General features: G+C 67.6%; 9 protein-coding genes. 3 read left to right on the top strand and 6 right to left on the bottom strand.

Annotated features, from left to right (window positions below; genetic code table 11):
* Window positions 1-102 precede the first annotated feature (102 nt).
* Window positions 103-1,914 (top strand): APC family permease, encoded by a 1,812-nt coding sequence (locus tag PSH25_RS01370; RefSeq protein WP_238657198.1) that lies wholly within the window; start codon window positions 103-105, stop codon window positions 1,912-1,914.
* Window positions 1,915-2,016: 102 nt separating this feature from the next.
* Here PSH25_RS01370 and PSH25_RS01365 read toward each other — a convergent pair whose 3' ends face one another.
* Entirely contained in the window at window positions 2,017-3,876 is a 1,860-nt protein-coding gene (locus tag PSH25_RS01365; RefSeq protein ID WP_372492691.1) for a potassium transporter Kup, read from the bottom strand.
* Window positions 3,877-4,339: 463 nt separating this feature from the next.
* The gene (locus tag PSH25_RS01360) at window positions 4,340-5,269 is read right to left on the bottom strand and encodes a cation diffusion facilitator family transporter (protein ID WP_238657197.1); all 930 of its coding nucleotides are present in this window, start codon (window positions 5,267-5,269) and stop codon (window positions 4,340-4,342) included.
* A gap of 579 nt (window positions 5,270-5,848) precedes the next feature.
* On the opposite strand from PSH25_RS01360, the gene PSH25_RS01355 reads away from it, so the two are divergent.
* Window positions 5,849-6,883, top strand: coding sequence for a hypothetical protein (locus PSH25_RS01355; RefSeq protein WP_238657196.1), 1,035 nt, complete (start codon window positions 5,849-5,851; stop codon window positions 6,881-6,883).
* A gap of 1,005 nt (window positions 6,884-7,888) precedes the next feature.
* On the opposite strand, the gene PSH25_RS01350 is transcribed toward PSH25_RS01355, so the two are convergent.
* The 3 genes from PSH25_RS01350 to PSH25_RS01340 form a co-directional block, all read right to left on the bottom strand.
* On the bottom strand, window positions 7,889-8,533 hold the full coding sequence (locus PSH25_RS01350) for a LysE family translocator (protein ID WP_238657195.1): 645 nt from the start codon (window positions 8,531-8,533) through the stop codon (window positions 7,889-7,891).
* Window positions 8,534-8,606: 73 nt separating this feature from the next.
* Complete coding sequence (locus tag PSH25_RS01345) at window positions 8,607-8,927, bottom strand: HAD-IA family hydrolase (RefSeq protein WP_274526845.1); 321 nt, start codon at window positions 8,925-8,927, stop codon at window positions 8,607-8,609.
* Window positions 8,924-9,910 carry an AraC family transcriptional regulator gene (locus PSH25_RS01340; RefSeq protein ID WP_238657193.1) on the bottom strand — a complete coding sequence of 329 codons (987 nt, stop codon included), beginning with the start codon at window positions 9,908-9,910 and terminating at the stop codon, window positions 8,924-8,926. Before PSH25_RS01340 ends, PSH25_RS01345 begins: the two co-directional genes overlap by 4 nt.
* Window positions 9,911-9,994: 84 nt before the next feature.
* On the opposite strand from PSH25_RS01340, the gene PSH25_RS01335 reads away from it, so the two are divergent.
* Entirely contained in the window at window positions 9,995-10,360 is a 366-nt protein-coding gene (locus tag PSH25_RS01335) for a nuclear transport factor 2 family protein (protein WP_238657192.1), read from the top strand.
* A 242-nt stretch (window positions 10,361-10,602) separates the two neighbouring features.
* On the opposite strand, the gene PSH25_RS01330 is transcribed toward PSH25_RS01335, so the two are convergent.
* Window positions 10,603-11,823, bottom strand: a 1,221-nt coding sequence (locus tag PSH25_RS01330) for a helix-turn-helix domain-containing protein (protein ID WP_238657191.1), incomplete at its 5' end; no start/stop codon positions are given.

The following is an 11,823-nucleotide window of genomic DNA, read 5'->3' as shown; positions in this document are numbered from 1 at the left end:
TCATACTTTGCATCACCTTTTTGTTCACTTTTTTGTTGTTACGTATGCGGCGCCCACCGAGACCTACCCCCTTTCCTTCCACGACGCTCTTTCGATCCGGGGGTGGACTACTTCTCCACCCTGTCGTATCTGCCTGGCATCGCGGCCCTCGCGGCGGGGGCGCTCTCACCGCTGGCGACGCTGCTGATCGTGGCGTTGACGCTGTTCGGGGTGCTGCCCATGTATCGGCGGGTGGCCGGGGAGAGCCCGCACGGGCAGGGGTCGGTGGCGATGCTGGAACGTCTTCTGCCCTTCTGGAAGGGCAAGCTGTTCGTGCTGGTCCTGCTGGGGTTCGTGGCCACATCGTGGATCATCACGATCACCCTGTCCTCCGCGGACGCCACGGTGCACCTGCTGGAGAACCCCGTACTGCCCGACGGGTTCCCGCACGGCACAACCGCGGCGGTAGTGGTGACGGTGGTGTTGCTGCTGGTCCTGGGCGGGGTGTTCCTGCTCGGCTTCAACGAGGCCGTCGGTGTGGCCATCCCCCTGGTCGTGGTGTTCCTCGGATTGAACGCAGCGGTTGTCGTGGCCGGCCTGATGGCGATCGTGCGCGATCCGGCACTGCTGTCCGGGTGGACCGACGCGCTGACCGCCGGCACCAGCGGCGTCGGCGACGTCATCGGCCCTGCCGTGCTGGCCTTCCCGCTGCTCGTGCTCGGGTTGTCCGGCTTCGAGACCGGGGTGAGCATGATGCCCCTCGTGCGCGGTGACGGTCTCGACGCCGAGCAGCGAATGGCCGCGCGGATCCGCAACACCCGCAAGCTGCTCACCACCGCCGCGTTGGTCATGTCCGGCTACCTGATAGCCACCACGCTGGTCACCACCGTGCTGATCCCGGCCGAGGAGTTCCAGCCCGGCGGGGCAGCCAACGGTCGGGCGCTGGCCTACCTGGCCCACGAGCGTCTCGGCGAGGCGTTCGGCACCGTCTACGACGTCAGCAGCGTGCTGATCCTGTGGTTCGCCGGAGCGTCGGCGATGGCCGGGCTGATCAACATCGTGCCCCGCTACCTGCCCTCCTACGGCATGGCCCCGGAGTGGGGACGCGCCGTGCGGCCGGTGGTCATCGTCTACACGCTGATCAGCATCGCGATCACTGTCGCGTTCGCCGCCGACGTCGACGCCCAGGCCGGCGCGTACGCCACCGGGATCCTGGCAATGATGGTCTCCGGCGCCGTCGCGGTCACCATCTCCGCGCTGCGCCGCCGGCAACGCGCCGCCACTGCCGGGTTCGCCGCGCTGACCGCCGTGCTGGGTTACGCGCTGGTCGAGAACGTCATCGAGAAGCCCGACGGCATCGCGATCTCCGGACTGTTCATCGCCGGCATCATCACCGTCTCCCTTATCTCCCGGATCTCACGCACCACGGAGTTGCGCGCCGAGCACATCGAGTTCGACGCCAACGCCCGCCGGTTCATCGCCGACTCGATCGCCCACGACGGGCGGCTGCACCTGATCGCCAACCGCCGCCAGGGCGGTGACGCGAAGGAGTACCGCCTCAAGGAACGCGCCCAGCGTGGCCTCAACCCCGTCCCCGGAGCCGCTGATGTGCTGTTCCTCGAAATCGACGTGGTCGACCCGTCGGAGTTCAGCGGCGTCCTGCATGTCACCGGCGTCGACGTCGGCGGCTACCGGGTCCTGCGCACCACCGCCCCGGCCGCCCCGAACGCCATCGCCGCGATCCTGCTCGCCCTGCGCGACGCCACGGGTGTACGGCCGCACGCCCACTTCGAATGGTCCGAAGGCAACCCGGTGGCGCACCTGCTGCGCTACCTTCTGCTCGGCCGCGGCGACACCCCACCGGTCGTGCGGGAGATCATCCGCAAGGTCGAACCCGACCCTGCCCGCCGTCCGGGCATCCACGTCGGCGGGTGACGCACTCCATGCCCCGCGACGTTCGGAGGATCCGTGATCATGGCATCGACGCGATGACCTGCCGGTGGGGTGTCATCCGCAGGGGCATTCCCGAGGCGGCGTCTAGACGGGCACTTCGGCGCTGAGGACGATGGTGAGGTCCTCCGGCAGGTGCAGGAATTCGGCGTGGCTGGCGGCGTTGTGGGCCAGAGCGATGAACAGCCGTTTACGCCAGGTGGCCATTCCCGGGCTACGGGTGCAGCGCAGGGTGATCCGCGAGACGAAGTAGGAGACCTGTTCGCAGTCGATGCCTTCGGCGAGGGGATGAGTGGCGGCGCGGCGCAGGACCTCGGGGAAGTCGGTGGGATCTTGGAAGCCGAAGACGGCGCTGATGTGGATGATGCCGTCGTCTGGGTCGCCGAGGTCGTCGATAGTCAGACGTTGATCCCACGGGATGTGGGGGACGTTCGCGGTGCTGCCGGTGACGATGACGATCGTGTCGTGGCGGATGTGGTTGTGCGCCACGTTGGCTTTCAGCGCCAGGGGAGTGGTCTCCTTGTTCGGGTGGGGGAACACTGCGGTTCCCGCCACCCGTGGAATGTTGGCGGCGTGCAGGCCGTCGATGAAGTCGCGCAAGGGGCCTTCACGCTCGATGCGGCGGGCGGTGACCAGTTTGGCGCCGCGCCGCCAGGTCAGCAGGATCGTGAACAGGACAAGCGCGATGAGCAGCGTCAGCCAACCGCCGTGGGTGACCTTGGCGAGGTTCGCGGTGAAGAAGGTCAACTCGAGGCTGCCGAAGACGACCCCGAACAGGACCAGTCTCCAGGTGCTCCAGTGCCAGAGGACCCGCGCGACGACGAGGAACAGGGTCGTGGTGATCAGGAACGTGCCGGTGACCGCCACCCCGTACGCGGCGGCGAGGTTGGTGGATGAGCCGAACGCGAACACCACCACGAGCACTGCCACGAACAGAGCCCAGTTCACACCCGGCGCGTAGATCTGGCCGTACTGGTGGCGCGAGGTCTGCCGGATGGTCAAGCGCGGCAGGAAGCCCAGCCGCATGGCCTCCCGGGACACCGAGAACGCTCCGGACACCACCGACTGGGATGCGATGACAGTGGCCACGGTGGCCAGGACGACCATCGGCAGTTGCGCCCAGTCTGGTAACAGGAGGAAGAACGGGTTCTCGCGGCTAGCGGGTGCCCGCAGGATCAACGAGCCCTGTCCGAGGTAGTTGAGCGTCAAGGCGGGGAACACGATCACAAACCAGGCCCGGCGGATTGGAGAGCGACCGAAGTGTCCCATGTCGGCGTAGAGCGCTTCGGCGCCGGTGATCGCCAGCACCACGGCGCCCATCGCGATGAACGCGATGACGGGGTGTTCGACGAAGAACATGACAGCGTAGGTGGGGGACAGCCCGGCCAGCACGCCTGGATGGCGTATCACCTCAACCGCGCCAGCGACGCCCAGACAAGCGAACCAGAGCAGCATGATCGGCCCGAACACCGATCCGACCCGTCCGGTGCCCCACCGCTGGATGGCGAACAGCAGGGTGAGGATCACCGCGGACGCCGGGAGCACCGCCGCCGTCCACGCCGGTGAGATGACCTCAAGGCCCTCCACCGCTGACAATACGGAGATCGCCGGAGTGATCACGCTGTCGCCGTAGAAAAGTGCGGCACCCAGGGCGCCCAGCGCCAGCACAGTGGCGGCGCGCCTCTCGCTGCTCTTGAGCAGAACTCTTCCGGCGAGCGCGGCCAAGGCCATGACCCCGCCCTCGCCTTCGTTGTCGGCCCGCAGGATGAAGATGACGTACTTGACCGACACGATCAGGATGATCGACCAGAACACCAGCGAGATCACGCCGAATACGTCCGGCGTGGTCGGCACGAGACCACGATCGAGGGTGAACACTGTCTTCAGCGCGTAGAGCGGGCTTGTCCCGATATCGCCGTACACCACGCCCAACGCGCCCAGGGTCAGCCCGAGCCCGGCAGTGCGGCGACTCGTAGACGCTGTCCGCGATGCCGGCTCGCCGCTCTGCGCCGGCTGCTGGCTCGGGTTGGGCCGTTCGTCGTCCGGTTGCTCCGCCACCTCATAGGGATACCAACCAACACGCTGCCAGCTGGGTTGTATGTCGGAATCGGTGGCAGCGGGGCACCGATCTGCGCACCAGCAAGCCCGCGCACGCCTACTACCTGCAGTTGCTTTCGCCCCAGTGGCATTGCAAGGACTGCCTCGACCGCTACCTGCTGTTCGGCCTCGCGGTCGCCGAGCGACTCGCACGGCGCCCGATGATTGGAGTGCGGGGTGGCCCTGGAGGACAAGCTAGCCGGTTGGACCGTTCCGGACAGCGAGACCGAGCAGGAAGAACAAGATCGCACTCAGCCCTGATCCGAGGATGAGCTGTTGCTCGATGCGTTGGGCGATCCGTGGGTATAGCGGGCTAGGAGCCGGCGCTGGTCGGGTTGAGGAAGACGAATCGGATCGCTGGGTTATGCGCGGTGAGCCGTCGTCTGGCCTCGTCGGCCACGTTTTTAACGTCAGCGGCCATGACGTGGTCCGCAAAGTCGATCTTCGCGACAACGAGAATGTCGTCGGGACCGAGCTGCAGGGTCAGCAGCTCCACGATGCCTCGCACGTATGGCAGGGCGGACAATTCCCGGCGAATCTCGTCCTGAACTGGCTCCCTTGCTGACCGGCCGACGAGCAGAGCGAGGTTGTTGCGGGCCAGAATGGTGGCCACCACGAGGAGCAGTACACCAATGGCTACCGATGCGATGCCATCCCAAACCGGGTCCCCGGTCAGCTCGGCGAGCCCCAGGCCTGCACCGGCCAATCCCAGGCCGATCAGGGCGGCGCTGTCCTCCAGGAACACCGCCTTGATGGCGGTGTTGGGCGTGCGCCGCAGGACCCTGGCTGGACTGATACCCCAGCGCTTGGCCCGGTGCCGTACCTGCCGCACCGTCCGCATCAGGGACACCGACTCCAGGACGAAGGAGACGACCAGCACCACGTACGAGACGGTGTAATCTCCAGTCTCCTTGGCCGATGCGATGACGTGCACGCCGTGGGTGATGGAGAAGCCGGCGCCGCTGACGAAGGTGAAGACCGCAGCGAGGAGGGCCCAGATGTAGCTCTCCCGACCGTAGCCGAACGGGCGCCCGGGGTCGGCCCGGCGGCCGCCACGACGCAGCGCCACGAACAGCAGCACCTCGGTTGTGGTGTCGGCGAACGAATGCGCGGCTTCCGACAGCACGGCCGCCGAACCCGAGAGCAGACCCGCAACCACCTTGGCCGCGGCGACAGCGACGTTGACGGCACCGGCCACGATCACCGTGCGGACGCTCTGCGACTGCCCGTCCGATTCGGTCATGAAGCCAGGCTATGGCCCGGCTGCCGGCCGGACGGACAAACTGACAGGCACACGCGGTGCACCGCAGCATCGAGAGCGAGGTGCTGCCGGCCGCGCAGCGCTACGGGATGGGCACGCTGGGCGCCACCAAGGTACTGGCCGGCAGTTCACGAGCGGTCGGCGGTCGGCGGCCCGGTGGGAGCCCGGTTTGGGGGAGCGGGTTGGGAGCAGGGGAGCGTGCGCAGGTCGAGACGCCGCATGTCCTCGTGACGTCAAAGGCACCATGACGGATGCCGCCCACGCACTCGGGTCGTAGCCCGTAGCCCCGAGGGCCCGGATGACGAAACGGAGACCAGCGGCATGCACCGGCTCGGTCATCGCCCGCTTCCCGCGCATAGCCGTGGGATAGGGCGGGGCGCGCCCGCCGATCCCCTCACTGCGGACTCACCACCTCAACAGCCCGATGCAACGGCGGCTTCCGCAACATCGCGGCTGTGCAATGTCGGAAATCAGCGGCGCCTAGCCGTAGGCAGCACTTCCGATGGTGACATCGACGTGCTTCGGTAAGCACACCACCACCGCACGTCACTGGGAGTAGAGATGACCCGGACTGTTCGGAACGGCTTCTTGGTCGGTCTGACCGCTGGCGCCCTCACCGCAACGCTGGGCCTGCCCGGCGTCGCCACGGCCGAGCCGAAGCACCGGCCCGTCCCGGTCTGCGCGCTACGACCACTGCCCTTACCAGCGGACATGAATGGTCGAGCTTTGGCGGTCGACCCGACTGGTCGGTTCATCGCCGGTATCGGCTACCGAATCGATGACGACGATTCGCAGCCGCTACTGCTGCTCTGGGCCGGAACGCCGCGCCGACCCGGGCCTGGGGTGTGGGGCCAACCCCGCCTCACCGTCGTCACCATAGGAGCGCCGCAGCAGGTCGAAGACATCAATCGGTACGGCGTTGCCGTCGGCAATGCCTTCGTCGACAACGTCTACCGCCCCTGGCGCTACCGCAACGGGCGCCTGGAGTGGTTACCCGTCCTGCCGACGGTCTCCAACACCTCGGCGCTGGGGATCAACTCGCGCGGCGACATCGTCGGCCACGGCGCCGTTGAGCAGACCGAGACGTCCCTGCCGCTGCTCTGGCCCGCCGACCGGCCGGGCACCCTCGAGGTGATCGACGCCCCGTCCAACGCTAGCGCGAGGGAGATCCTCGACGACGGCACTATCATCGGCACCGCCGGCAACTCCGGCTGGGTACGCCATCCCGACGCGAGGACCGACCGGCTCACCGCCCCCGGCGCCCTGTGGTCGGGGATCTCCGCGGCCCAGGGGACCTGGGCAGTTGGCCGCATCGGCACCGGCAGTGAGGACGGGGACAGCACCCTGGTGCGCTGGGACCTGCGGACTGGCGTGGCGGCCGCCGTGAACCCGGCGCTGGTATCAACGCAGGACGTCAACAGTCGGGGCACAGTGCTCGGCGACCGAGCCGTCGACTACGGCGACCGGCTCGTCGCCCTAGGCGGCGCCATCCCCGGTGTCCAAGCCTCCTTCGGCTGGGGAATCGCCGATAACGGCCTCGTCGTAGGCTCCATCAACGGCTCCCGACTGCGCCCAGCACGCTGGATCAACTGTTGAAAAATAGTCGGCGCCACGGCTTGTGTCTCGTGTCTTCCTCGGGTCGGAGGCCATGGATGCGCCGAGGGGGTCCTTAAGCACCGGCAGTCACGGAGGCGGCTCCAGTAACCGTAGGCTCCACAGTCGTGCATAGCACCCTGACAGAGAGCATGCTCGGTGCATTTACGGTGACGATTATCGGCCCGCGTCGCCGTGTGGTCGGGACCACCATGAGCACTGCTTCGTCGAAGAGTCGACCTTGCGGCCGACAGCCTGTACCTGCACGGTCCTGATTGGGACGACCTTGCGGCAGAGCTGCGCAGCCAGGCCGACGCACTGGAAGGCCGCCAATTGGGACAGAGGATGTACGTCCGAGGTGTGTCTGACTGAGTCCAGACGCACTGACCTGCCGCGCTGCGGGCTCGTGAGAGGAAGCGTCACCGGTCCGGCACGAGCCCGTTTGGGGGAGCAGGTTGGGAGCAGCGGGGTGCCCTGAACGGTCTTGAACTGCACACAACGGCGTCGAACGGCGCTCAACTGCACCCACCCGTGCCTGCGGCTTTACGTTTCGCCGGGCCAGAGGGTGCGGCGTCCTGTTTCACACGGAGCGCTCTGCGGTTCTGCCCAGCAGGCGATAGCCATCTATGTTGCCTGACAGGGGAGTGTGCGCAGGCCAAGGCGGTAGGAGCCGTTGGTTGGCCGGCCTTGCAACTGGGAGCAGATTGGGTGCAGGTTGGCGAAGAGGTCTCCGCGCCCGAAGTGCTCACCGACGGCGGACGGAGACTAGGGGCTTTGACCTGTGGTGATGGAGATTGAGCGGTGCAGCGTGGCCTCCCAGTGACATCTGAAGTGGTCACCTCTCGCTGCCCCCACCACGCCTAGCGCAGCGCGGCATGTCCGGCCGTCGAGCTGCTCAGCTATCGCCTGCATGATCGAGTCGTCGTCTTCGACCACCGTGCCGTAGAAGTCCAGCAGCGGTCACGTTCGCAGCGTAGTCGTCGCCGCAGCCGGAGGGGTTCGGCGAGGTCAGTGGCTGCTGCTAGCGAGCCGGATCCCGAATCCGGTAATCACAGTCCCGGTGACGCGGTCCAACAGCCGGCGCGCCGTGGGACGTCGCAACACCGTGCGCAGCCGACGTGCCAGAACGACCAGCACGGCCGACCAGGCAGTGCCCAGGAGGATATGCACGCAGGCCAGGAACACACCGAAGGCAAACGGGGAAGCGCCGGAGGGGATGAACTGTGGTAGGAGCGCGACGTAAAACACGCCCATCTTCGGGTTCAGCAGGTTTGTCAGTGCGCCGCGACGCCACCCTGGGTAGAAGTCGTTGCCGGCCGTCACGGGTTCGTTGATCGATGGGTCCGATTTGTCTGGTCGGCGGTGGCGGGTGGCCCACAGCATGCTCAGCCCCATCCAGATCAGATAGCAGGCGCCAGCCCATCGCAGCACCTCGTAGGCCAGGTGCGAGGCCGTCAGCAACGCGGTGACACCAGCGGAGGTGAGCGCGCCCCAGGCCAGGGTTCCAGTTTGGATGCCGAGAACGACTCCCCAGGCACGGCGGGTTTCTCCGAGGGCTGCGGTGCGCAGGATGAGGGCGGTGTCCATCCCGGGAGTCATGGTGAGCAGGCCCACGACGATGACAAAGGACCACAGAGCGCTGAGGGCTGTCACAATGATCAACCTATCGTGGGCGGCTGCCGTGGTCGGGGTCGCGTGTGCCTGAATGCGGCCAGTTGGTTAGAGGTCAGGGGTAGTACGCGTCGAACCGGCTCGGAGGTAAATCCCGACGAGGTGCAGGACCGGACCGAGGACTGCCTCCGCTCCGGGTTCCGGCCAGGGCGGCGACGAGGTCCGGCATGGCCACGCAAGGCAAACCGGCCGCCTGCGCTGCAGCGCCCCCATTTGCGGTGTCCTCCAGCGCGACCGGCTCCTGTGCCGGCAGCCCGAGTCGATCCAGTGCCAGTAGGTGGACGGCCGGATCCGGGTTGCGCGCGGTCATCTGATCACCAGTCGCTAGAACCTCGAACCGTGCCCTCAGCCCTGTTTGATAGCGCGGAGCGTTCAGTGGCCGGCAGGATCGATGTCAACGGCGGCACGGGAGGCCCGGTAGTCCCGAGGGGGCACTCCCATCACCCGCTTGAAGGCGGTGCTGAAGGCGGCCTCCGAGCGGTAGCCCAACTCGGCGGCGACCGAGGAGACTGTCCGGTCGGACTTCAGCAGGATCTGCTTGGCCGTGTGCATGCGCAGGCTCAGCAGGTACCTGCCAGGGCTCTCCCCGACGACCGCCTTGAATTTCTCCGCGAAGCCCGAGCGTGACATCCGCGCCGTTCTCGCGAGCTCGTCGACGGACCAGGTGCGCGCGACGTCGTCGTGCATCATCGTCAGGGCCGCGTCCACCCCGGGATCGAGCAGCGTCGCCACATGCGCGCGCTCACCGGGAGGTCCAACGGTGCTGGCGGTCAAATGAGCGCGGAGCCCGTGCAGCAGGATGATGCGCGCCAGATGGTCGAGCATGAGCGTCTGTCCCGGCCGGGGGGCGGCCGTCTCGTACGTCAGGAGTTGAATCGTCGCCCGAAGCACGCCGGTGGGGTCCGCGTCGGCGGCGAGGTGTACGACCGACGGAAGTGCGTTGAGCAGCAGTTCGCCGTTGGCGCGGTCGAAATGCAGGCGCCCGCCGACCAGGGTGGTGTCATGGCCGTTGCCGCAGTAGCCGAGGTCCTCGCCCGACGTCCAGACCTCCTCCGAACGCATGGCGGTGATCCCTGGAGTGCTGGCGAGCTGGTAATCCTGACCGCCGACCACCAGGTAGCAGTCGCCCTGCCGCAGGTGCAGCGGTGCCTTGACGGTCTCCACGGTGAGCCAACAGGCTCCGGAGATCACCACTCCGAACTTCACGTGCATCTGACCGCGGAAGGCGATCGCCCACTCACCGCCGGCTCGCAGCTCCGCGCAGACGGCACCTTCGATGTTCGACAGGGCCAGCACATGGGACAGGGGATCCATTTCGACTCCGGGACGATCGCGAAACAATTCTGGCGCTTCTCGCATGCGTTTCGGGCAACCCTAGAAGCTAATCTTGGATCTGGCAAAGAACAGCCCGGAGGGGAATAGACGATGAGCGACAATGTTCGGGTGATCGCCGACAAGGCGTATGACGCCCTTATTCAGGGGTTCCAGACTGGTTCGTGGGAGAGCTTCTTCGACCTGTTTGACGATGAGGTGGACGTGATCCTTCCGGCCCCGCAGACCGGTCACTTCACCGGGGTCGAGGGGCGGGAGAAACTGGTCGGGTTCTTCAGCGTGTTCACACCCGGTGCCAGCCGGTTCGACGAGGTCGAGGTGATTTCCAAGACCGTCGCCGAGGACCGTGTCGTCTTCGAGGACTGGGCTCGGGGTGTCTTCTTCAACGAGCCGTACGCGGCCCGGCACTGCATTCATGTCATGGTCCGAAACGGCAAGGTCGTGGGCTTTCACGAATACAACCGACCGCTCGACTGAGCGCGGTCCATCGAGCGTGCGCCAACAGTAGTGGAGCGCGGTGGGTCGATCGCCCACACGCCCGTGGAACCATATCGACGGGCGTGTGGGCGGCGGTTCGGCGATGACGCCGAATGCGGCGTCGATCGCGGAAGATTCATCCCGGAAAGCTCCTCGGGTTCCGCCTGACATGGACCCGAGCAGGAATCGCCGCTTTGTCGCGGTCGACCTCGCCAGCCGCATGTCCGCTTGCCCGGCCGGGGTCAGCGGTCGCGCAGGGCCGCCGCCAACTCCCTGCGCGACCCGATGCCCAGCTTGGTGAAGACCTTGCGCAGGTGCCACTCGACCGTACGCGGGCTGAGGAACAGCACGGCGCCGATCTCCGGGTTGGTCCGCCCCGCCACGGCGAGTCGCGCGATCTGTGCCTCTTGTGGAGTGAGCTCGACAGGTACGCCAACCGTCCGCTTGCGGACGGTCTCGCCGGTGGCGAGAAGTTCCCGGCTCGCCCGCTCGGCGAATGCCTGCGCACCCATCGTGGCGAACGCCCCGTGAGCGGCGCGCAACTGGGTCCGGGCATCGGCGCGGCGGTTCTCCCGGCGCAGCCACTCGCCGTACAGCAGTCGGGCCCGGGCCAGTTGCAGATTGAGCTGGCCCGGGGCCAGCCGCTCGATCGCCTCGCGGTACCGGTCCTCGGCCTGCCCGGACGGTCCTGCCAGGGCGTCGGCGAGGGCCCCCGCGCCGAGTGCCCAGTCGGTGCCGGATGCGCCGACCCGCTGCGCAAGGCGCTCGCGGGCCTCGGCGGCCACGTCGGCGTCCCCGACTCGTACGGCGGCCTCGACCAGCTCGCCGAGCGTCCAGTTGAAGACGGCGAGGTCTTCGTACTCGGTAGCCTGACGTGCGGCTTCCAGCGCGGCCGGATACTGGCCGAGCCCGTTGGACAGCACCGCCCTGGCGTAGCCGGCCAGGCCGAGCAGGCGACCCTCGCCGCGCGCCTCGGCGTCCTTGATGGTCGCGTCGATCAGCTCCATCGCGGGCAACTCCCGGCCCCGGTGCGCGGCCAGGGTGAGCGATGCGGACGGATGCGGCGCCATCCCGGTGGCCTGGGCGAGGGCATCGGCCTCGTCGAGCAGGTCGGATGCGTCGGCGAAGCGCCCGGCGAACACCAGGGCCCCCGCGCGGAAGGTCAAGGCCGTGGGGAGCAGCGACAGCCCTCCGGTGGTACGGGCGAAGCCGACCGCCTGTTCGGTGAGCCGATACCAGGCCGCGTCGTCCCACACCTCGTGCGCGACCGGCCCGGCCAGCCAGAGCAGGTGCAGATTCTCGTCCGCCGTCATCGTGTCGAGGGCCCGGCGGAGATGCGGCACGGCGGCCGCGTACCCGTCTAGGGTCCACGCCGTGAGGCCGGTCAGGAACAGGCCGGCGGGCTCGTCGCCGGCCGGCACGCCGCGGGCGGCTTCGGCCGCCCGGCGCAGGTCACCGCCACC

Source organism: Micromonospora foliorum (genome assembly GCF_022229015.1).
GTDB lineage: Bacteria > Actinomycetota > Actinomycetes > Mycobacteriales > Micromonosporaceae > Micromonospora > Micromonospora foliorum.
This window is presented reverse-complemented; position numbering and strand designations above follow the sequence as displayed.

Bases quoted from the DNA above. Each gene is read 5' to 3' on its own strand.
- PSH25_RS01360 (WP_238657197.1), bottom strand. From the start codon at position 5,269: ATGACCGAATCGGACGGGCAGTCGCAGAGCGTCCGCACGGTGATCGTG.
- PSH25_RS01355 (WP_238657196.1), top strand. From the start codon at position 5,849: ATGACCCGGACTGTTCGGAACGGCTTCTTGGTCGGTCTGACCGCTGGC.
- PSH25_RS01340 (WP_238657193.1), bottom strand. From the start codon at position 9,910: ATGCGAGAAGCGCCAGAATTGTTTCGCGATCGTCCCGGAGTCGAAATG.